Origin of the sequence: Puerhibacterium puerhi (assembly GCF_009846865.1) — a bacterium.
GTDB classification, from domain to species: Bacteria; Actinomycetota; Actinomycetes; order Actinomycetales; family Cellulomonadaceae; genus Puerhibacterium; species Puerhibacterium puerhi.
Map to the genome: position 1 here is coordinate 25,596 of NZ_WUWN01000005.1, position 20,415 is coordinate 46,010.

Consider the following 20,415-nt stretch of genomic DNA (forward strand, 5'->3'; position numbering starts at 1 on the left):
CGCCGCTCGGGGCGGGTGCGCAGGTCGCGGGGCCGGGCGGCGCCACGGCGCGGCGCTCCGGCCGCGTGCCCCGGCGGCCCGAGCGGGTGCGACCCTCCCCGCCCCGGCACACAATCGTGCGGGTGACGGATCCCGGACCAGGCGCGCTGCGGCTCGCGACGTTCAACATCCTGCACGGCCGGTCGCTGTCCGACGGCGAGGTGGACGTCGACCGCTTCGCCGACGCCGTCGCCGGCCTCGACGCCGACGTCCTGGCGCTGCAGGAGGTGGACCGCGACCAGCCGCGCTCCACGGGCGCCGACCTCACCGCCGTCGCGGCGGAGGCCATGGGCGCCACCGACCACCGGTTCGCCGCCACGCTGCGGGGCGAGCCCGGCGTGTGGACGCGCGCCACGGGCGACCGCCAGCCCGGCGCCGCGGAGTACGGCATCGCGATCGTCAGCCGCTACCCCGTGCTGCGGTGGCGCAAGATGGCGCTGCCCGCGCTGCCGGTCCGGTGGCCGCTGCTGCTCAGGGACAAGCCCCCGGTCCTGGTCCGGGACGAGCCGCGGGCGGCGCTCGCGGCCCTGGTCGACGTGCCGGGTGGCCCGCTGACGGTGGTCTCCACACATCTGACGTTCCTGCCCGGCTGGAACGCCGCGCAGCTGCGCCGCCTGTGGTGGTCGTGCCGGTCCCTGACGCGGCCGATGGTGGTGATGGGCGACCTCAACCTGCGCGGCCCGCTGCCGTCCCGGCTCACCGGCTGGCGCCCGCTCGCGCAGGACGCCACGTTCCCGCTCGAAGAGCCGCAGCACCAGATCGACCACATCCTCGGCAGCGGGGACGTGCACGCCGTCGCCCCCGGCGGCGCCGTGCACACCGGCACGTCGGACCACCGCGCGCTCGTGGCCCAGGTCGTCTGCGGTCCTGAGGCCGCCGCGAGCGCCCGGCGCGGCGTGCGCGGGGCGAGCGCGTGACCGCGGAGCCGCGCCGCCGGGCCGACGGCGTGGTCCGGCTCGTGACGTTCAACGTCCAGCACGGCCGGGGCGACGACGGGCGCACCGACGCCGACCGGCTCGCGCGTGCGGTCGCCGCGCTCGACGCCGACGTCGTGGCGCTGCAGGAGGTCGACCGCGGCCAGGCCCGCTCCGGCGGCGCGGACCTCGTGCGCGCCGTGGCCGACGCGCTCGGCGCGCACGACCACCGCTTCGTCCCGGCGCTCGCGGGCCAGGTGGGCGCACCGACGCTGGTCGCGGCGCTGACGGGCGGACGGGGCCCGGGCCACCGGGCGCGGCCGGGCGCCGCCGTCGTGCGCGGGCTGCTCGACGCCGGCCGGGCGACCCGCCGGGCGCGCGGCGACGAGCCCGCCGACGTCCCCGGCTACGGCATCGCGCTGCTGACGCGGCTCCCGGTGGGGGCGTGGCGCCGGCTGCGCCTGCCGGTGGGCACGCCGTGGCTGCTCGGCCGGCTGCGGCTCGGCGCGGACGAGCCGCGGGTCGCGCTGGCCGCCGTCGTCGAGACGCCGCAGGGGCCGCTCACCGTGGTGAACACCCACCTGTCGTCGTGGCGGCGCTGGAACCGGCTGCAGCTGCGCTGGCTCGCCCGCCGGCTGCGGGGCGCGCCGCGGCCGCTGGTGCTGCTCGGCGACCTCAACATCCCCGGGGACCTGCCCGCGCGGCGCACGGGGTGGCGGGACGCCGTCGCGACGCCGACCTTCCCCCGGCGCCGCCCGCGCAGCACCATCGACCACGTGCTGCTCGACGGCGCGGTGCGGGCGCCGGGGCCGGCGCGCGCCGTCGATCTCGGGCTGAGCGACCACCTCGCCGTCGTCGTCGACGTCGAGCTCACCGGCGGCGGGAGCGCGCCCGGGGCGTGAGGGCCCCGGGCGCGCCGCTCACGCCCAGGGGTCGAGCACCACCTTGATGCAGCCGTCCTCCTTGTGCTGGAACATCCGGTAGGCCTCCGGCGCCTGCTCCAGCGGCAGGCGGTGCGTGCGCAGGTCGAGCACGCCGAGCGGGTCGGCCGGGTCGGTCACCAGCGGCAGGATCTCGTCGGTCCAGCGGCGCACGTTGGCCTGGCCCATCCGCACCGTGAGCTGCTTGTCGAACAGCTCCAGGAGCGGCAGCGGGTCCTTGGCCCCGCCGTAGACGCCGGACAGCACCACCGTGCCGCCCCGGCGCGCCGCGTCGATCGCCGTGTACAGCGCGGCGAGCCGGTCGGTGGCGGCCCGCTCGGCGAGCGGCGCGGCCACGGCGTCGGGCAGGAACCCGACGGCCTTCTGCGACATCTCGGCGAGCGGCGAGCCGTGCGCCTCCATGCCGACGGCGTCGACGACGGCGTCCGCGCCGCGCCCGCCGGTGCTGGACCGGACCGCGTCGGCCACGTCGCCGTCGCCGGCGTGCGAGGCGTCGAGCACCTCGACGCCGTGCCGCGCCGCCATGGCGAGGCGCTCGGGCACCAGGTCGACGCCGATGACCCGGCCCGCGCCGCGCTGCAGCGCGATCCGGGCGGTCATCTGCCCGACGGGCCCCAGGCCCAGCACGGCGAGCGTGCCGCCGGGCGGCACCTCGGCGTGCGCGACCGCCTGCCACGCGGTGGGCAGCACGTCGGACAGGTACAGGTAGCGCTCGTCCGGCTCGCCGTCGTCGGGCACGACGATCGGGCCGTACTGCGCCTGCGGCACGCGCAGGTACTGGGCCTGCCCGCCGGGCACCGAGCCGTACAGGCGGGTGTAGCCGAACAGCGCGCCGCCCTTGCCGTGCGCGCGGACCTGGGTGGTCTCGCACTGCGACTGCAGCCCGCGGGTGCACATCCAGCAGTGGCCGCAGGAGATGTTGAAGGGCACGACGACGCGGTCGCCGACGCGCAGCCGGCCGGCCGCCTCGTGCCCGACCTCCTCGACCACGCCCATGGCCTCGTGGCCGATGACGTCGCCGGGATCCATGAACATGCCCAGCACGCCGTACAGGTGCAGGTCGGAGCCGCAGATCGCGGTGGAGGTGACGCGCACGACCGCGTCGGTGGGCTCGAGGACCTGCGGGTCGGGCACGTCCTCGACGGTGACGGTCTGGCGCTTGCGCCAGGTGAGAGCTCGCACGGCGTTCGCTCCTTCGGGTGCTGCGGGGTGGACGGGCGGGACCTTGCCCTGGCCTCGGCCTCGGCCTCGGCCTCGGCCTCAGCCCTTGGACCCCGTGGTGGAGATGCCCTGGACGAAGTACCGCTGGCCCGCGAAGAACAGCAGGATCATCGGCACCGTGGTGATCACCGAGGCGGTGACCACGACCTCCCACTGGGACTCCCCGCCGGGACCGAACTGGTCGATGACGGCCTTGAGCCCGCGCGGGACCGTGAACGTCGCGCTGTCCTGCAGGTAGACGAGGGGGCGCATGAGGTCGGTCCACGACGCCTGCGCCTCGAACAGGAACGTCAGCACCATCGCGGGCTTGCACAGCGGCACCGCGATCCGCCAGAACAGCGTCCACTCGCTCGCGCCGTCGAGGCGGGCGGCCTCGAACGGCTCGCGGGGCAGGCCCAGGAAGAACTGCCGCAGCAGGAAGATGTAGAAGGCGCTGCCGAAGAGGTTGCCGGCCCACAGCGGCACGTGGGTGCCGACCAGCCCGAGCTGGTTCCAGATGAGGAAGGTCGGGATCAGCGTCACCGCGCCGGGCAGCATCATCGTGGCCAGCACGAGGCCGAACAGCGGTCCGCGAGCGCGGAACCGGTAGTGGGCGAAGCCCCAGGCCACCAGGGCGCTGGACACCGTGACCGCGGTGGCGGCCAGCGCGGTGACGACCAGCGTGTTGCCGAGCCACAGCGCCAGGGGCGCCGACTCCCACACGGTCAGGTAGTTCTGCAGCGTCGGGTGCGCCGGGACCAGCCGGTTGTCGAAGACCTCCGATCGCGGCTTGAACGACGCCGACAGCAGCCACACCAGCGGGTAGACGAACACCACCGTGAGGGCCACGAGCGCCGCGACGACGACGCCGCGCAGCCAGCGGCGCCGGCGCCGGTCGTCGCCGCGGACGGCGCGGGGCGGGGGCATCGGGACGCTCGCGGCGGCGGCCGGCACCGTCGTCGTGCCGGTGGCCGGAGCGCTCATCGCTCGGTCCCTTCCGCGGTCATCGCTCGGTCCCTTCCGCGCTCATCGCTGATCCCCCTCGTAGTAGACGAGCCGGCGCGAGACGAGCAGCTGCACCGCCGTGACCAGCATGATGATGACGAACAGCAGCCAGGCCAGCGCCGAGGCGTAGCCCATGTGCAGCTCCTGGAAGCCCTCGCGGAACAGGTAGATGACGTAGAACAGCGCGGCGTCGTTGGAGTACGTCGAGTTGCCCGCCCCGAAGTAGGCGGAGTAGGCCTCGGTGAACATCTGGAACGCCGCGATCGTGTTGACCACCGTGACGAAGAACAGCGCGCCGCTGATCATCGGCAGCGTGATGGTCCAGGTGCGCCGCCACCAGCCCGCCCCGTCGACGCGGGCGGCGTCGTGCAGGTCCTGGGGCACGTCCTGCAGCGCGGCCAGCAGGATGACCACCGCCGACCCGACGCCCCACAGGCTCACCAGCGCCAGGCCCGGCTTGATCCACACCGGGTCCGTGGTCCAGCTCGGCCCGTCGATCCCGAAGACCGCCAGCACCTTGTTGACCAGGCCGTACTGGCCGTTGAACAGCATCAGCAGCAGCACGCCGACGGCGACCGGCGGGGTCATCTTCGGCACGAAGAACGCGGTGCGGAAGAACCCGCGGGCGCGCCCGGCCTGGTGCAGCAGGAGCGCCAGCGCCAGCGCGACGACCACGTAGAGCGGCACCTGCAGCACCGTGTACTGCAGCGTGTTCCACAGCGCGAGGCGCACCTGCGGGTCCGCCGCCATCCGGCGGTAGTTGTCGAGCCCCACGAACGTGGGGTCGTTGAGCACGTCGTAGTCGGTCAGCGACAGGTACAGGCTGTAGAGGATCGGCCAGGCGGTGAAGACCAGGAACCCCACGACCCACGGGCTGACGAACGCCAGGCCGGCGTTGCGCTCGTGCCGCGCGCGGGCGGTGAGCCGGCCGCGCGGGGCGCGGCCGGCGCGGGTGGTGCCGGGGCGCGTGGGCAGCCCCGGCACCACCGCGCCCGGCACGGTGCTCACTGCGCGTCCTGGTCGGCCGATCCGCCGTCGGCCTGCTCGTCGTCCCACTTCTGCCAGGCCTCGTCGAGCGCGGCCTGGGCCTCCTGCTGCGCCTGGGCCAGCGCCTCCTTCGGCTCCTGCTGGCCGTTGAGCACCCGGTTGACCGCGTCCTGCCACGCCTGCTTGAACTCGTTGTCCGCGGGGTTGGCGGGCAGCGCGAACGCATGGTCGTTGGCCGCGTAGACGGCGTCGATGGCGTCGGCCCACGGCTGCGGGGCGTCGGCCGGGACCAGCTCGGAGCGGATCTTGGCGTCGGCCTCCTCGTTGCCGGTCAGCACGCCGGTGAACACCAGGCCGTCGGCCGCGCGGGCGTCGGCGCGCGCCTTCGCCGCGGCCATCCACGCGTCGGTCTCGGTCATGCGGGCCGCGTACGCGCAGGCCGCGGCCGGGTCGTCGGCGTCGGCGGGGATGGCCCAGGCCGAGCCGGTGGCGAAGGCGAGCACCTCGCCGTCCGTGCCCCGGAACGGCCCGAACGCCATCGGCGCCTCGGGCGAGCTCTCGTTGAGGACGTTGACGTACCACTGCTCCATGGGCATCGCGCCGAGCACGTTCGTGGCGAACTGGTTGCCCGCGCCGAAGAAGTCGGCCGAGTCGCGGTAGGTCTTGACCGCCGGGAAGCCGCCCTGGGCGTCGTAGACGGCCACGGCCTTCTCGAGCGCGGTGACCACCTCGGGGTCGTCGAGCTGGGCGGTGCGCCCGTCGGCGGAGAGCAGGTCGGCGTCGCGGCCCTTGGCCCACAGCGGCAGGAACTCCGGCAGCTTGGAGTCGAACCCGATCACCGAGAGCTTGCCGCCGTCGGTGCGCGTCATCGCCTCGGCCGCGGCCAGGGCGGCGTCGGGGTCCGAGCCGTCGACGGCCGAGATGTCGAGCCCCGCCTGGGCGAGCAGGTCGGCGTTGGCCATGGTCACCTGGACCTGGTTGAACTCCGGGATCCCGTAGACCTCGCCGTCGAAGGTGACCTGCTCGAGGGCGGAGTCGACGTAGGCGTCGGTGTCGATGCCCTGGGCGTCGATGCAGGCGGACAGCGGCAGGATCGCGCCGCGCGAGGCGAACGTGCCGATCTGGGTGCGGTCGGCGTAGACGAGGTCCGGCGGGTTGCCGGACGCCGCGGCGGACAGGAACGCCTGCGCGTCGAGGGCGCCCTCGGAGAGCTTCACGTCGATGCCCAGCGCCTCGACGGCGCGGTCGTGGCGCACCTTGCCGATCTCGTCCCCGGTGCCGAAGCCCATCACGTCGAGCGTGCTGCCCGGCGACGGGGTAGCACTGAAGTCGACGTCGGTGGTCTGCGCGTCGCCGCCCGTGCCGGTGGCGCACGCGCCGAGCAGCAGGGCGACGGCCGCGGCGCTCGCCGCCGCGGCCGGCACCCGGCGCGCGACGGACCGGGGGTGTTGACGCTGGTGAACGGGCACGACGACCTCCTTGGAGCACAGGTCGGTGCATGAGGCGACCGACAACCGGCTCACCATGCGGCACGCCGTCCGGTTCCGCACGAGAAGTGCTCTCGGGGTGCGAGCGGGCGCCGGGTGGCTGATCGTGCGCCGACCCGGGCGCGCCGCGGCCGGGGACCGCGATCGGAGGGAGGCGCTCGTGACGGACGAGCAGGTGGCCGGGGCCCGGCCGGGCGAGGACGCCGCCAAGCGGCCGGAGACCCCGGCGCAGCGCTCCGACCGGAACTGGAACGAGCTGCTGCAGGAGCTGCGCGTGATGCAGACCGGCGTGCAGATCCTCACCGGGTTCCTGCTCACGCTCCCCTTCCAGCAGCGGTTCAGCGAGCTCGACGGCTACCAGGTGCGCCTGTACCTCGTGCTGGTGATCCTCGCGGCGGCGACCACGGGGCTCGCCGTCGCCCCGGTGTCGATGCACCGGGCGCTGTTCCGCAAGCACCTCAAGCGCGAGCTCGTCACGGCGGCCGACCGGATGACGCGGGCGGCGCTCGTGCTGCTCGCGCTGGTGGTGACCGGGACGACGAGCCTGGTGTTCGACGTCGTCGTGGGCCGCGGCGCGGGCCTGGTGGTCGGCGCCGCGGCGCTGGTGGTGCTCGCGGTGCTGTGGCTCGCGGTGCCGTCGGTGGTCCGCCGGCGCGGCTGACGCGCCCGAGGGGTCAGGCGGCGAGGCCGAAGGCGCGCTGCTCGGCGGCGCGCCGCTGGGCGGCGCGCTCGCGCAGGATGGTGGTCAGGGCCTGCCCGCCGATGACGATCCACGCCACGTTGGCGGCGGCCGAGGGCCAGACGCCGTTCGCGGCGGCGACGAGGAACATCAGCACCGCGCCGCCGAGGTTGGTGATCTGGAACGCGAGGGAGCCGGCTCCCCAGCGACCCTTGCTGACCATGCCGTAGGCGACGATGCCGGCGACGGCGCCGACCCAGCCGAGGACGGTGATGACAGTGACGAGCGACACGGTGGACTCCGGGCACGACGGAGGCGCGCGAAGGCGCGCCCGAGGGGGCAGGGGGGTGGGTTCGCGCCGATGGAGCCCCTGGGCCGTGCTGCTCGTGCTGCTTGCGGGCGGTCGTGGCGCGCCCTCATGAAACACCACGCAGGGCGTTCAGTGCAACCGAATGATCGTGTAAAGGACAGTTAGGATATCTGTATGCCCACAGACCCTCGTCGACTGTCGTTCCTCCTCGCCGTCCACCGGGCCGGCGGCGTCCTGGCGGCCGCCGAGCTGCTGCACGTCACGCCGTCGGCGGTGTCGCAGCAGATCGCGCGGCTGGAGGCCGAGGAGGGGTTCCCCGTGCTCGACCGCGGGCCCCGCGGCGTGACCCTCACGCCGGCCGGCCGGGTGCTCGCGGAGGCGGCCGAGCGCATCGAGGCGGAGCTGGTGGAGGCGCACCAGGCGATCGCCGCCCTGGGCGAGGGCGTGAGCGGCACCGTCAAGATCGGCTCGTTCCAGACGGCGATCCGCGCCGTCGTCGCCCCGGCGCTGGGCGAGCTCGCCGAGCGCTACCCCGCCGTCGAGATCTCGGTGATGGAGCACGAGCCCGCGGAGGCGCTGCGGATGCTGCGCGCCGGGGACGTCGACCTCGTGGTGCTCGAGCGGGACTCCGACGTGGACGCCCCGGCCCCGCGCGGCTCGCACGACGTGCCCCTGCTGGACGAGCCGTGGCGGCTCATCGTGCCGGCCGGGTACCCGGCGCCCGAGCGGGTGGACGACCTCGCGGACGCGACGTTCGTCGCGGGCGAGCCGGGCACCGCCTCCGACCGCGCCCTGCAGCGCCTCGCGCGCACGCTGGGCACCACGTTCACCACGCGCCACTCGTTCTACGACTTCGACACCGCGATCGCGCTCGTCGCCGCCGGCCAGGGGGTCGCGATGCTCCCCGCCCTGGCGCTCGAGGCCGACTCGGTCGACGGCGTGCAGGTGGTGCGCCTCGCGGGCCTCGGCTCGCGGCGCCTCATGCTGCGCCACCGCGCCACCCGCCACGAGCCGAGCCCCGCCGTGCGCGCCGTCGTCGACACCATGGTGGAGATCGCCCAGCGCCTCGAGCTCGCCTGACCGCCCGACCCGTCCGCCGAGCCGTCGTTAGGCTCGCGGCATGGACGTCGCAGTGCTCGGTGCCACCGGGGACGTCGGCCGGCAGGTGTGCACGCAGCTCATCGCCGGCGGGCTGCTGACCCCTTCCTCGCGCCTCCAGCTCGTGGGGCGGCCGGGCGGCAGCTCCGCCAGCGCCGCCTACGGGCTGCGGGCGGACCTCGTCGACGCGTTCGACGAGCGGGCGCCGCTGATCGACGTCGCGCTGTCGCCCGACGACGTCGTGGCCGACGTCGTCGTCGCCACGGCCGGGCGCACGGCGCCCGCCCGGCCCGGTGCCGACAGCGACCGCGCCGCGCTGGCCGCCGACAACCTCGAGGTGTTCCGCTCCTACGCGCGGGCGCTGGCCGCCCACGGCTCGGGCAAAGAGGTGGTCATCGTCGTGACGAACCCGGTCGAGCTCGGCGTCGCGGTGATGGCCGACGCCCTCGGCCGGCACCGGGTCATCGGCATGGGTGCGTGGCTCGACACGCTGCGCTTCCGGCGCGAGATCGCCGTCTCGCTCGGGGTGCGCCGGCACCGCGTGGGCGGGTTCGCCGCCGGGGAGCACGGGGTGCGGGCGGTGCCCCTGTGGTCGACCGTGCGGATCGCCGGCCTGGACGCCGCCGAGCGGCGCGCCGCCGTCGCGCACCTGCGCCGCGGCCGCTCCCTCGACGTGCTGCCGCAGGAGGTGGCCGACGCCAAGCGGCTGCTCGACGAGGTGGCGGTGCGCGACGTCGGCGAGGCGTTCGCGCTGGTGGACGCCATGCCGCCGGACCTGCGGGTCATCACCCGGCCGTGGATGACCCACCAGTCGGGGGCGAAGACGGCGGCGGCGACCGCCGCGGCCACGGTGGACCTGGTGCGCACCCTGCTCGACGGGCGCGACATCGTCGTGGCCGGGCAGGTGGCGCTCGACGGCGAGGTGGACGTGCCCGGGCACGTGCTGGGCGTCCCGGTGATCCTCGGCCCCGAGGGCTGGTCGCGCGTGGTGCTCGACCCGCTCGAGGAGGACGAGCGCCGGCAGCTCGCCGCCTCGGGGCAGGGCACCGACGCCATGCTCGAGCGGCTCGGCGTGCGGCCGGCCGCGGGCGCCGACCCCGTCGTCGGCGAGGCCGCCGCCACCCCGCCGGACCTCCGCCCGGGCACCGAGCCGCGCTGGGAGGTGGCCGTGGAGCTGCACGCCGCCGACGAGGTGGGCACGGTGGCGATGCTGACCGGCGTGTTCGCCGCCCGCGGGGTGAGCGTGGAGTCGCTGGCGACGTCGACGGCGCCGCCCCCCGCCCCGACCTCGGTGCCGGCCCCGGGGCCGTCCGCCGCCGCCCTCGTGACGCCCCCGGCCGACGTTCCCGGCCGGGCCGGGAGGGTGGTGCTCACGTTCCGCGCCGGCGCCCGGCGCGCGCGGGAGATCACCCGCACGCTCGAGCGGCTGGCGGCGGTGCGCGGCGTCGTGGCGCGGGAGGTCGACGCGGCCTGAGCCGCCCGGCGCGCCGCTAGACCCGGCCGTCCGGGTGGATGCTGCGCGTCTCCCGGCGGCGGTGGCGCCGCGGCAGCCAGTCGCGCACGTAGACCTTGGGCAGCACCTTGGCGGCCGCCAGCACCACGTAGACCAGCGTGTTGATCGCGACGAAGGTGGCCAGCACGGCGAAGGCGTGGGAGTGCAGCACGCCGGTGGGCAGCAGCACCCCGGTGGGCACGGACTGGATCATCTCAGGCTCCTGCGGGGACGGTGGCGGGCGCGGACTCGGCCTCGTGCCGGGCGTGCTGGACGTGGTTCCAGCTGCCCTGGCGGCCGAGGGTGATGTCCACGACCGAGCGGACGTTCACGAGGTTGAGGAACATGTCGTAGAGCAGCTCGGGCAGCAGGGCGGCGGCCAGCAGGCGCGCGCGCCACCCGCCGCTCCACACCGTCACCACCCGCTCGACGGCGAAGACGCCGCCGAGGCCGAGCCAGAACGGGAACCAGACCCACTGGTCGATGGCCAGGAGCGTCACGCCGACGAGCAGGAAGTAGGACGAGAGCGCCACGCCGCCGTAGCCGAGGGCGAACTGCTGCGCCCAGTAGCGGAACGTCTGGGCCGTCAGGCCGTAGGCGCCGATGTTCTCCAGCGCGCCGCGCTGCCACCGCAGCCGCTGCGCCCACAGGGCGGGCAGCGTGGGCATGAGCTCGGTGACCACGGCGCACTCGGCCGGGGACACCATGAGCGCGCCGAGCGACTTGAGGGCGATGGTCAGCTCGTTGTCCTCGGTGAGCGCCGCGGTGTCGTAGACGTCGCCCGGGGTGCCGGGGATGGTGCGCCCGCGGGCGGCGGCCACGGTCCGCAGGGCGCGGGGGCGGAACAGGCTGGCCGTGCCGGTCAGCACGAACACCCGTCCCCGGCGGCGGGCGATCTCGCGGCCGTAGCGGGTGTACTCGTTGCGCTGCAGCAGGCCCAGCAGGCCGTGGCCACCCTCCCCGGCGAAGACGCCGCCGACGGCCATGAGCGCGCGGTCGTCGGTCATGCGGCGCACCGCCGCCTCGAGGTAGCCCGGGTCGAGCTGCGTGTCGGCGTCCATGACCAGCACGGCGTCGTTGTCGCCGAGGCCGGGCAGGACCTCGCGCAGCGCCTGGTTGAGGGCGCCGGCCTTCTTCTGCGTGTTGCCCACGGTCTCGAAGACCTCGCAGCCGTGCGCGCGGGCCACGGCCGCCGTGTCGTCGGTGCAGTTGTCGGCCACCACGACGACCCGCCGCGGCGCCGGGGACTGGGCCAGCAGGCTGCGCAGGGTGTCCCCGAGGATCGCGGCCTCGTCGTGCGCCGGGATGAGCACGGTGACGGTGACCGGGCCCGCGTACACGCCCCGGGTCTCCGCCATGACCACCCGCGCGGCCAGCGGGCGGGTGCGGACGCGGTAGGAGGTGCGGGCGCGCGTCGCCGCCCGGTTCTCGACGGCCGCGACGAAGGCGGCCGCGAGCAGCGCGACGGCGACCGCCGTCGCCGCCACGCCGAGCGAGGGCGCCGTCGTGTCGTACAGCACCCGCCAGACGCCGAGGAGGATCCGCGACGCCAGCGGGTCTTCGCGCAGCTCGGCCGCGGGGGCCACGACGAACCACAGCAGCAGCGCGACCAGCACCACGAGCAGCAGCAGGAGCACGCCGACGGCGCGCGGCAGGACCCGGGACGCCGCGGCGCGGACGGCGCGGCGGCCGTGCGGGCCGGTCACGAGGCGCTCGCGGTGCCGGGCACGGTGCCGGGCACGGTGTCGGACGCCGTGTCGAGGGCGCTCGCGAGCACGGTCGCGAGGTCGGGCTCGGGCGCCGCGGGGCGGGACGCCCGCTTCGCCCGGTACATCGAGGCGTCCGCGCGGTCCAGGACCGCCTCGACCGCCTCGTCGCCCTGCGTGACGGCGAGCCCCACGCTGACCGAGGGGCGCACCCGGCGGCCGGCCACGTGCAGCTCGGCGGCCACCGAGGCGGTCACCCGGTCCGCGATCTCCCGCGCGGTCGCCTCGTCGGCCCCCGGGCACAGCAGCACGAACTCGTCGCCGCCGAGCCGGGCCACCAGGTCCGTCGGTCGCACCGCGCGGCGCAGGCGGTCGGCGACGGCGGTCAGGACGCTGTCGCCCGCCTGGTGGCCCAGGGAGTCGTTGACCTGCTTGAACCGGTCGACGTCGACGAGCAGGACGGCCAGCGGCCCGTGGCCCGCGCGGGCGCGGCCCAGCTCGTGGAGCAGGCTGCGCTCCAGCGACCGCCGGTTGGCCACGCCCGTGCTGGGGTCGCTCAGCGCCTCGCGGCGCAGCCGCGCCTCGTGGCGCTGCTGCGCTGTCACGTCCTGCGCCCACACGACGTAGCGGGGCCCGGCGGCCTCCGGGCACGGGGCGACGACGGTCCGCACGCACACCGCGGTGCCGTCGTGCCGCTCGAGCCAGCGCGGGCGGCTCCAGGCTGGGTCACCCGCGGCGGGCCCGGCGGGCTCCTCGGCCAGCAGGACGACGGCGTCGGCGCCGGCCACGTCCTCGAGCGGCAGCGCCAGCACGCGCGCCCCGGCGGGGTTGGCGCGCAGCACGCGGCCCGACCGGTCCAGCAGGAGCAGGCCCACGGGCAGCAGCTCGGCTGCCGCGACCAGCGAGGTCAGCGGGTCCTGCACGACCCGTGCGGCGTGGCGCCGCTGCGGTCGATCGGTCATGGTCGTCGGTCCTCCGTCCGGGCGCACCGGACGGGCGCCCCCCACGACAGGGAGGACCGGCGCGCCGCCGTCCTATGACGCGGGCCCGGCGCCCGCGCCCGGTGCTCCGCGTCACACCGACCGTCGCGTGGTCCCGGACCCACCCGCCGGGGCGTGATCCGCGCGACATCCCGGACGGGTACACTCGCGCCCACAACGCAACACACGCCGCTCGAACCATGACGGGAGAGCCCTGCGGACCGCCTCGGCGGGCCCCAGGCGCCGAAGGAGCAAACCCTCCCCGGGAATCTCTCAGGCCCACGTACCGTCACGGCGAGGCAACTCTGGAAAGCGGTCCGACCGCCGTCCCCACGGGCGACGGCCGGGCCCACCGACGGTGCAAGCCGGCGCGCCCCGTCACCGCCCACCAGCCACGACGCTGAGGGACGGCACACAGGCGGACCGGCCAAACTCTCAGGTCGACCCCGCGGCCACGGGCCGGGCAGGGGTCCGATGACAGAGCGGGGAGGGACAGCAGTCGTCCCCGCCGTCCGCGGCCCTCACCGACCGGAGCCCTCCTGTGAACAGCGCAGCGAGCAGCACGACCGTCCACTCCCCCGCGTCGACGTCGGCGCCGTACGACCCCGACGTGTTCGCCGCGCGCCACCTGGGGCCGCGCGGGCGCGAGGTGCGCACGATGCTCGACGAGCTCGGGTACGACTCGCTCGACGCGCTGGTCGACGCCGCCGTCCCGGCCGCCATCCGCACCGCCCGCCCGCTGGACCTGCCGGCCGCCCGCACCGAGGCCGAGGTGCTCGACCACCTGCGCGCGATCGCCGCGAAGAACCAGGTCAAGCGCCAGATGATCGGCCTGGGCTACTACGGCACGCACACGCCGCCGGTGATCCGCCGCAACGTGCTCGAGTCCCCCGCCTGGTACACGGCGTACACGCCGTACCAGCCGGAGATCTCCCAGGGCCGCCTCGAGGCGCTGCTCAACTTCCAGCAGGCCGTCGAGGACCTGACCGGCCTGGAGATCGCCGGTGCCTCGCTGCTCGACGAGGCCACCGCCGTGGCCGAGGCCGTCGCGCTCATGTGGCGTGCGTCGCGGGCCAGGAGCGGCTACGTGGTGCTCGACGCCGAGCTGTTCCCGCAGACGCTCGCCGTGACGCGCGGGCGTGCCGAGGCGATCGGCCTGCCGGTGGTCGTCACGTCGCTCGACGGCGGCCTCGCCGCCGGGCTCGAGGCCGCCGCCGCGGACGGCCCGCTGCCCGAGGGCGACCTCGTCGGCGTCGTGCTGCAGCAGACCGGCGCGTCCGGGCGCGTGCTCGACGCGCGCGGCGTGGTCGCCGAGGCCAAGGAGCGCGGGGCGCTGGTCACCATGGCCACCGACCTGCTGGCCCTGACCCTGCTCGTCTCCCCCGGCGAGCTCGGCGCCGACGTCGCCGTGGGCTCGGCGCAGCGCTTCGGCGTCCCGCTGTTCTACGGCGGCCCGCACGCCGCGTACATGGCGGTGCGCAAGGGCCTCGAGCGTCAGCTGCCCGGCCGCCTCGTGGGCGTGTCCGTCGACGCGGACGGCGCCCCGGCGTACCGGCTCGCGCTGGCGACGCGCGAGCAGCACATCCGCCGCGAGAAGGCCACGTCGAACATCTGCACCGCCCAGGCGCTGCTCGCGATCGTCGCGTCGATGTACGCCGTCTACCACGGGCCCGACGGCCTGACGGCGATCGCGCGGCGGGTCCACGCGCGCGCCGCCGCGGTGGCCGCGGGCCTGCGGGCGGCGGGCGTCGCGGTGGCCCACGACGTCTTCTTCGACACGGTCCGGGCCGTGGTGCCGGGCCGCGCGGCAGCCGTCGTCGCGGCCGCCGCCGACGCGGGCTACAACCTGTACAAGGCCGATGCCGACCATGTACAGATCGCCTGCGACGAGACCACCACCGAGCAGGACGTCGCGGCGGTCCTGGCCGCCTTCGGCGCCGAGCCGGTGCAGGAGGGTGCGCAGTCCCCGTCCGCGCCCCCCGTCGGCGCTGCGCTCGACGCCACGCTCCCGCTGTCCGTCCGCCGCACCACGGCGTTCCTCGAGCACCCGATCTTCCAACAGCACCGCTCCGAGACCTCGATGCTGCGCTACCTGCGCCGCCTCGCGGACAAGGACCTGGCGCTGGACCGCACGATGATCCCGCTCGGCTCCTGCACGATGAAGCTCAACGCGACCGCGGAGATGGAGGCCATCAGCTGGCCGCAGTTCGCGGACCTGCACCCGTACGTGCCGGCCGACCAGGCCCGCGGCTACGCCGAGCTGGTCTCGACGCTGGAGGCGCAGCTCGCGGAGATCACGGGCTACGCGGCGGTGTCCGTGCAGCCGAACGCGGGCTCGCAGGGCGAGTTCGCCGGCCTGCTCGCGATCCGGGGCTACCACCGGGCGCGCGGCGAGGCGCACCGTGACATCGTCCTCATCCCGGCGTCCGCCCACGGCACCAACGCGGCGTCGGCAGCGTTGGCCGGCATGCGCGTGGTGGTCGTGGCGACCGCCGACGACGGCTCGATCGAGCTCGCGGACCTGCGCGCCAAGCTGGCCGACCACGGCCCGCAGGTCGCGGCGATCATGATCACCTACCCCTCGACGCACGGCGTCTACGAGGAGCACGTCCGCGAGGTCTGCGACCTCGTACACGAGGCCGGTGGTCAGGTGTACATCGACGGCGCGAACCTCAACGCGCTCGTCGGGCTGGCCCGCCCGGGCGAGCTGGGCGGCGACGTCTCGCACCTGAACCTGCACAAGACGTTCTGCATCCCGCACGGCGGCGGCGGGCCGGGCGTCGGCCCGGTCGCGGTGGCCGCGCACCTGGTGCCGTTCCTGCCCGGTGACCCGACCCCGGACGCCGGTGCGGGCGCCGGTGCGGCCGGCGTCGGCACCGCCCCGGTGAGCGCGGCGCCGCACGGCTCGGCGGGCATCCTGCCGATCTCGTACGCCTACGTCGCCCTCATGGGCCCGGACGGCCTCACCGAGGCGACCAAGACTGCCGTGCTGGTGGCCAACTACGTGGCGTCGCGCCTGCGCGAGCACTTCCCGACGCTGTACACCGGCCCGAACGGCCTGGTGGCGCACGAGTGCATCCTCGACCTGCGCCCCGTGACCGCGGCCACCGGCGTCACGGCGGAGGACGTGGCCAAGCGGCTCATCGACTACGGCTTCCACGCACCGACGCTCTCGTTCCCCGTGGCCGGCACCCTGATGGTGGAGCCCACCGAGAGCGAGGACCTGGCCGAACTCGACCGCTTCGTCGACGCGATGATCGCGATCAAGGGCGAGATCGACCGCGTCGCGGCGGGGGAGTGGGCGGTGGCCGACTCGCCGCTGCGGCAGGCGCCGCACACCGCGGCGGCCGTGACCACCGACGCCTGGGACCACCCGTACCCGCGCGAGCTGGCCGCCTTCCCGGTCCCGAGCCTGCGCGCGGCGAAGTACTGGTCGCCGGTGCGCCGCATCGACGGCGCGCAGGGCGACCGCAACCTGGTGTGCGCCTGCCCGCCGGTCGAGTCGTACGCCTGACCGACGCCCCCCACGCCGTCCCCACGCCGCGCCCCGCCCCGCTCTCGGAAGGAGCCTCGATGACCGAGGACGTGACCGCCGACCCCACCACGGCCGACCCCGCGACCGCCCCCACGACGGACCGGACGACGCCGCTGCACGAGGAGCACCTCGCCCTCGGCGCCACCATGACCGGGTTCGGCGGGTGGCTCATGCCGCTGCGCTACACCTCCGACCTCGCGGAGCACCGCGCGGTGCGGGAGGCGGCCGGGCTGTTCGACCTGTCCCACATGGGCGAGATCGAGCTCGCCGGCCCGGGCGCCGCGGCCGCGCTCGACCACGCGCTGGTGGGCAGCGCGACGGCGATCGCGGTGGGGCGTGCCAAGTACTCGATGATCTGCGCCGAGGACGGCTCCGTGCTCGACGACCTCATCGTCTACCGGCTCGCCGACGAGCGGTTCCTGGTCGTGGCGAACGCGGGCAACGCCGAGCTCGTCGCCCGCGAGCTGCGCGAGCGTGCGGCGGGCTTCGACACGGTCGTGGCCGACCGCAGCGCCGAGGCGGCGCTGGTGGCGGTGCAGGGCCCGCGCGCCGAGGAGATCGTCGCCTCGCTCGTCGCGCCCGGCGACGTCGAGGCGGTCCGCGCGCTGCGCTACTACACCTCGGCGGTCGTCACCGTCGCCGGCGTGCGGGCCCTCGCCGCCCGCACCGGCTACACCGGCGAGGACGGGTTCGAGCTGTTCGTCGCGGCCGAGGACGCCGTCGCGCTGTGGCGGGCGGCGTTCGCCGCCGGCGAGGCCCACGGCATGATCCCGGCCGGTCTCTCCGCGCGCGACTCGCTGCGCCTCGAGGCGGGCATGCCGCTGTACGGGCACGAGCTCGACACGACCACGACGCCCTACGAGGCGGGCCTGGGCCGCGTCGTGCGGCTCGACAAGACCGACGCCGCGGGGGAGCCCGTCGACTTCGTCGGCAGGGCGGCCCTGGCCGCGCGCCGGGCCAGCGAGCCGGCGCGCGTGCTCGTGGGCCTGCGCGGCACCGGCCGCCGTCCCGCGCGCGCCGGGTACCCCGTCGTGCTCCCGGGCGCGGACGGCGCCCCGGGGACCCCGGTCGGCATCGTGACCTCGGGCGCGCCGTCGCCCACGCTGGGCCACCCGATCGCGATGGCCTACGTGACGCCGGAGCTCTCCGCCGAGGGCACCGAGCTCGCCGTCGACGTGCGCGGCCGCGCCGAGCCGTTCGTCGTCGTGCCGCTGCCGTTCTACCGGCGCGGCTGACCCACCTGCCAGCACCTACCCGCACCCGCACCGACCGAGGAGCCTCCATGGCCGACTTCCCCGCCAACCTGCAGTACTCCCGCGAGCACGAGTGGGTCGACGACTCCACCCCGGCCGTCGTGGGCGTCACGTCCGTGGCCGCCGACGCGCTGGGCGACGTCGTCTACCTCGAGCTGCCCGAGGTGGGCACCACGATCGAGGCGGGTGCCGTCGTGGGCGAGATCGAGTCCACCAAGTCCGTCTCCGAGCTGTACTCGCCGGTGTCCGGCACGGTGGTCGAGGTCAACCAGACGGCCGTGGACGACCCGGCGCTCGTGAACTCCGACCCGTTCGGCGCCGGCTGGCTGTTCAAGGTCGAGGTGACCGGCACGGGCGAGCTGCTCGACGCCGAGGGCTACGCGGCCTTCGCCGGCTGACGCCCGCGAGCGGACGTCCACGAGGCGCCGGGACCCGTTCCGGGATCCCGGCGCCTCGTTGTCTGAGAGCGCGCTGACCTGCACCTTCGCTGAGTGGGTGACGTCACGTCGTGGAGTCGGGTGAAAAAGTCGACGCAACCGCGTCATGATCGCGGCCCCAGCACCTCTCTAGTGGTAGAGCCGGCACCCCTGTTGCCGGCCGGCTGCACAGGAGGAAGCCATGACCCTCGTCGAGATGGACCGCCCGGCACCCGCGATGGCCGCTGCCCCCCTGACCCGCCGTGAGCGCGTGGTGCTCGCGAACCTCGCCGAGGACGTCACGCTCGAGCAGATCGCGAACCGCCTCTTCGTCACGCGGAACACCGTCAAGTCGCAGGTCCGGAGCGTCTACCGCAAGCTCGGCGTCTCCACCCGCGCTGACGCGGTGGCGTGGGCGCGCCGCGCGGGCCTCAGCGCGACCAGCTGACGGGCAGCCCACCGACCGGCGGGCCGCCTCGAGCGGACGGCCCGGCAGGACACCCCGCCGCGGCGTCCGGCGCACGACGCCGTCGTCGGACGCCGCGGCCCGACACCCCGGCACCTCTCCCGGACACCTCCCGGCACCTCTCCCGGACACCTCGGACGGACACCGCCGCCACGGCGCACGACCACCGGTCCCGAGGCCCTGCGGCGGGACGCGCCGCCGCGGCCGCACCGCGCGTGCGGCGCCCGGGTGAAACACTCGGCGCATGGCCGAGCCGTCCGCCCCCGCCCTGAGCGCCACGTCGTCCGCCGGCCGCCGGCTCGTGGTCGCGGCGGCGATCGTGGACGACGTCGCGGCGCCACGCCGCCTGCTCGCCGCCCGGCGCAGCCGCCCCGCCGCGATCGCCGGTCGCTGGGAGTTCCCCGGCGGCAAGGTGGACCCCGGCGAGACGCCCGAGGAGGCGCTGCACCGCGAGCTGCGCGAGGAGCTCGGCGTGACCGTCGACCTCGCGCACGAGGTCCCGGGCCCTGACGCGGGCGGCTGGATCATCACCGAGCGGCACGTCATGCGGCTGTGGTTCGCGGCCCTGGCCGACGGCGAGCCGGCCCCGCTGGTCGAGCACGACGAGCTGCGCTGGCTGGACCGGGACGCGCTCTTCACCGTCGACTGGCTCGACGGTGACGTGCGGATCGTCGAGGAGCTCGCGGACCGCCTCGCCGGCTGAGCGCCCGCGCCGACAGGGCCTCGCTGCAGGGCCTCGCTGCAGGGCCTCGCTGCAGGGCCTCACCGCGCGGGCCGAGGCCGGACGGCCCACCCGGTGCGGGTGTCGCACGGGCGGTGGCCGGGGTTACGGTCGGAAGGAGCCGACGCCTCGTCGGCCCCGGGTCCCGCGCCGACGCGGGCCACGGAGGGAGAGCCTCGTGCTGCCCAGGACCACCCCCCGTCGTCGCACGCTCGCAGCCCTCGCCGTCCTCCTCCTCGCCGTCCTCGCGGGGTGCACCCGCACCGGGGGCGCCTCCGGGGGCGAGGGAACGGCGCAGGCGAGCGGTTCGACGCTGCAACGCCTCCAGGACGCCGGGTCCATCACCGTCGGCTTCGCCGGCGAGGCGCCCTACAGCTACGAGGAGGACGGCGAGCTCACCGGCGCCATCGTCGACCTCCACCGCAAGATCTTCGGCGAGCTCGGCATCGACGACCTCGACGGGGTCAGCACCGAGTTCCAGTCCCTCATCCCCGGCCTCAACGCCCACCGGTTCGACGCCGTGAGCGCCGGCATGTCGATCCTGCCGGAGCGGTGCGAGCAGGCCATCTTCAGCGAGCCCGAGTTCATGTACACCACGGCGTTCCTGGTGCCGCAGGGCAACCCGGACCACCTGACCGACATGCAGTCGGCGGCGGACGCCGGGATCACGCTCGCGACGGTCAGCGGCGCCATCGAGACCTCGTACGCCGAGCAGCTCGGCATCGAGAACCTCGAGGTCGCCACCCCGCAGGACGGCCTCGACGCCGTCGTCGCCGGTCGCGCCGACGCCCTGGCGCTCACCGGCGTCTCGCTCAACAGCCTCGCCAAGGCCACCGACGCGTCGGTCGAGGTGACCCCCTCGTTCGTCGCGGTCATCGACGGCGTGCCTCAGATCGGCGCCGGCGGCACGGTGTTCCGCAGCGAGGACACCGACCTGCGCGACGCGTACGACGAGAAGCTCGCCGCGATCGTGGGCGACGAGCAGCGATACCTCGAGATCATGGGCCCGTACGGGTTCACCGAGGCCGAGCGGCCGGTCGAGGGGCTGACCACCGAGGCGCTGTGCTCCGGCGACCTGGAGCAGCTGGCGACCGAGCTCGGTCCGGAGCTCGACGTCGGGCAGTCCGCCGGCGCGGGGTCGCCGTCCGGTGCGGGCTCGCCCTCCGGCGCGTCGCCGTCCCCCTGA

19 protein-coding genes and 1 riboswitch are annotated in these 20,415 nt (G+C 75.5%); of the genes, 11 read left to right on the forward strand and 8 right to left on the reverse strand.

The features are described from left to right. Positions 1-122: 122 nt before the first annotated feature. Positions 123-956, forward strand: coding sequence for an endonuclease/exonuclease/phosphatase family protein (locus tag GSF02_RS04570; RefSeq protein ID WP_235915362.1), 834 nt, complete (start codon positions 123-125; stop codon positions 954-956). Further along, positions 953-1,855: an endonuclease/exonuclease/phosphatase family protein gene (locus tag GSF02_RS04575; protein WP_235915363.1), complete on the forward strand. Its 903-nt coding sequence runs from the start codon at positions 953-955 to the stop codon at positions 1,853-1,855. Before GSF02_RS04570 ends, GSF02_RS04575 begins: the two co-directional genes overlap by 4 nt. A gap of 18 nt (positions 1,856-1,873) precedes the next feature. Here GSF02_RS04575 and GSF02_RS04580 read toward each other — a convergent pair whose 3' ends face one another. The 4 genes from GSF02_RS04580 to GSF02_RS04595 all read right to left on the reverse strand — a co-directional run bounded on the left by GSF02_RS04580 (position 1,874) and on the right by GSF02_RS04595 (position 6,555). Further along, on the reverse strand, positions 1,874-3,076 hold the full coding sequence (locus GSF02_RS04580; protein WP_159793199.1) for a zinc-dependent alcohol dehydrogenase: 1,203 nt from the start codon (positions 3,074-3,076) through the stop codon (positions 1,874-1,876). 78 nt (positions 3,077-3,154) lie between these two features. After that, positions 3,155-4,078 carry a carbohydrate ABC transporter permease gene (locus GSF02_RS04585; protein ID WP_159793201.1) on the reverse strand — a complete coding sequence of 308 codons (924 nt, stop codon included), beginning with the start codon at positions 4,076-4,078 and terminating at the stop codon, positions 3,155-3,157. A 42-nt stretch (positions 4,079-4,120) separates the two neighbouring features. Next, a complete protein-coding gene (locus GSF02_RS04590; RefSeq protein ID WP_408003855.1) occupies positions 4,121-5,107 on the reverse strand; it encodes a carbohydrate ABC transporter permease in 987 nt (328 codons plus the stop codon). Continuing rightward, positions 5,104-6,555 carry an ABC transporter substrate-binding protein gene (locus GSF02_RS04595; RefSeq protein ID WP_235915364.1) on the reverse strand — a complete coding sequence of 484 codons (1,452 nt, stop codon included), beginning with the start codon at positions 6,553-6,555 and terminating at the stop codon, positions 5,104-5,106. The genes GSF02_RS04590 and GSF02_RS04595 overlap by 4 nt, the downstream gene beginning before the upstream one ends. A gap of 178 nt (positions 6,556-6,733) precedes the next feature. On the opposite strand from GSF02_RS04595, the gene GSF02_RS04600 reads away from it, so the two are divergent. Beyond that, positions 6,734-7,234 carry a DUF6328 family protein gene (locus GSF02_RS04600; protein ID WP_235915365.1) on the forward strand — a complete coding sequence of 167 codons (501 nt, stop codon included), beginning with the start codon at positions 6,734-6,736 and terminating at the stop codon, positions 7,232-7,234. Between the two features lie 13 nt (positions 7,235-7,247). Here the strand turns inward: GSF02_RS04600 and GSF02_RS04605 are convergent, their stop codons facing one another. After that, the gene (locus tag GSF02_RS04605; RefSeq protein ID WP_159793205.1) at positions 7,248-7,544 is read right to left on the reverse strand and encodes a CBU_0592 family membrane protein; all 297 of its coding nucleotides are present in this window, start codon (positions 7,542-7,544) and stop codon (positions 7,248-7,250) included. Positions 7,545-7,736: 192 nt separating this feature from the next. Between GSF02_RS04605 and GSF02_RS04610 the strand changes: the two genes are divergently transcribed. Both GSF02_RS04610 and GSF02_RS04615 read left to right on the forward strand, forming a co-directional pair. Further along, on the forward strand, positions 7,737-8,642 hold the full coding sequence (locus GSF02_RS04610; RefSeq protein ID WP_159793207.1) for a LysR family transcriptional regulator: 906 nt from the start codon (positions 7,737-7,739) through the stop codon (positions 8,640-8,642). A 40-nt stretch (positions 8,643-8,682) separates the two neighbouring features. Continuing rightward, positions 8,683-10,134, forward strand: a complete 1,452-nt coding sequence (locus tag GSF02_RS04615) for a lactate/malate family dehydrogenase (protein WP_159793209.1) — start codon at positions 8,683-8,685, stop codon at positions 10,132-10,134. A gap of 16 nt (positions 10,135-10,150) precedes the next feature. Here GSF02_RS04615 and GSF02_RS04620 read toward each other — a convergent pair whose 3' ends face one another. The 3 genes from GSF02_RS04620 to GSF02_RS04630 are packed head-to-tail and all read right to left on the reverse strand — an operon-like array spanning position 10,151 to position 12,820. Continuing rightward, positions 10,151-10,366, reverse strand: coding sequence for a hypothetical protein (locus GSF02_RS04620; protein ID WP_159793211.1), 216 nt, complete (start codon positions 10,364-10,366; stop codon positions 10,151-10,153). A gap of 1 nt (position 10,367) precedes the next feature. Further along, positions 10,368-11,858 carry a glycosyltransferase family 2 protein gene (locus GSF02_RS04625; protein ID WP_235915366.1) on the reverse strand — a complete coding sequence of 497 codons (1,491 nt, stop codon included), beginning with the start codon at positions 11,856-11,858 and terminating at the stop codon, positions 10,368-10,370. Further along, positions 11,855-12,820: a sensor domain-containing diguanylate cyclase gene (locus GSF02_RS04630; RefSeq protein ID WP_159793213.1), complete on the reverse strand. Its 966-nt coding sequence runs from the start codon at positions 12,818-12,820 to the stop codon at positions 11,855-11,857. Before GSF02_RS04630 ends, GSF02_RS04625 begins: the two co-directional genes overlap by 4 nt. Before the next feature lie 212 nt (positions 12,821-13,032). Continuing rightward, positions 13,033-13,137, forward strand: a riboswitch (glycine riboswitch). A 242-nt stretch (positions 13,138-13,379) separates the two neighbouring features. Here GSF02_RS04630 and gcvP point away from each other — a divergent pair. The 6 genes from gcvP (at position 13,380) to ehuB (ending at position 20,415) form a co-directional block, all read left to right on the forward strand. Further along, positions 13,380-16,352: an aminomethyl-transferring glycine dehydrogenase gene (gene gcvP, locus GSF02_RS04635; RefSeq protein ID WP_159793215.1), complete on the forward strand. Its 2,973-nt coding sequence runs from the start codon at positions 13,380-13,382 to the stop codon at positions 16,350-16,352. 59 nt (positions 16,353-16,411) lie between these two features. Continuing rightward, positions 16,412-17,608 carry a glycine cleavage system aminomethyltransferase GcvT gene (gene gcvT / locus GSF02_RS04640; protein WP_159793217.1) on the forward strand — a complete coding sequence of 399 codons (1,197 nt, stop codon included), beginning with the start codon at positions 16,412-16,414 and terminating at the stop codon, positions 17,606-17,608. Positions 17,609-17,655: 47 nt separating this feature from the next. Next, positions 17,656-18,024, forward strand: coding sequence for a glycine cleavage system protein GcvH (gene gcvH / locus GSF02_RS04645; protein WP_159793219.1), 369 nt, complete (start codon positions 17,656-17,658; stop codon positions 18,022-18,024). A 220-nt stretch (positions 18,025-18,244) separates the two neighbouring features. Beyond that, a complete protein-coding gene (locus tag GSF02_RS04650) occupies positions 18,245-18,490 on the forward strand; it encodes a helix-turn-helix domain-containing protein (RefSeq protein WP_235915367.1) in 246 nt (81 codons plus the stop codon). Between the two features lie 262 nt (positions 18,491-18,752). Beyond that, a complete protein-coding gene (locus GSF02_RS04655; RefSeq protein WP_159793221.1) occupies positions 18,753-19,211 on the forward strand; it encodes a (deoxy)nucleoside triphosphate pyrophosphohydrolase in 459 nt (152 codons plus the stop codon). 196 nt (positions 19,212-19,407) lie between these two features. Continuing rightward, positions 19,408-20,415, forward strand: coding sequence for an ectoine/hydroxyectoine ABC transporter substrate-binding protein EhuB (gene ehuB / locus GSF02_RS04660; protein WP_235915368.1), 1,008 nt, complete (start codon positions 19,408-19,410; stop codon positions 20,413-20,415).

Coding starts and splice junctions, on each gene's coding strand:
- GSF02_RS04585 (WP_159793201.1), bottom strand. CDS start 4,078: ATGAGCGCTCCGGCCACCGGCACGACGACGGTGCCGGCCGCCGCCGCG.
- GSF02_RS04610 (WP_159793207.1), top strand. CDS start 7,737: ATGCCCACAGACCCTCGTCGACTGTCGTTCCTCCTCGCCGTCCACCGG.
- GSF02_RS04615 (WP_159793209.1), top strand. CDS start 8,683: ATGGACGTCGCAGTGCTCGGTGCCACCGGGGACGTCGGCCGGCAGGTG.
- GSF02_RS04620 (WP_159793211.1), bottom strand. CDS start 10,366: ATGATCCAGTCCGTGCCCACCGGGGTGCTGCTGCCCACCGGCGTGCTG.
- GSF02_RS04630 (WP_159793213.1), bottom strand. CDS start 12,820: ATGACCGATCGACCGCAGCGGCGCCACGCCGCACGGGTCGTGCAGGAC.
- gcvT (WP_159793217.1), top strand. CDS start 16,412: ATGACCGAGGACGTGACCGCCGACCCCACCACGGCCGACCCCGCGACC.
- gcvH (WP_159793219.1), top strand. CDS start 17,656: ATGGCCGACTTCCCCGCCAACCTGCAGTACTCCCGCGAGCACGAGTGG.
- GSF02_RS04650 (WP_235915367.1), top strand. CDS start 18,245: ATGACCCTCGTCGAGATGGACCGCCCGGCACCCGCGATGGCCGCTGCC.
- GSF02_RS04655 (WP_159793221.1), top strand. CDS start 18,753: ATGGCCGAGCCGTCCGCCCCCGCCCTGAGCGCCACGTCGTCCGCCGGC.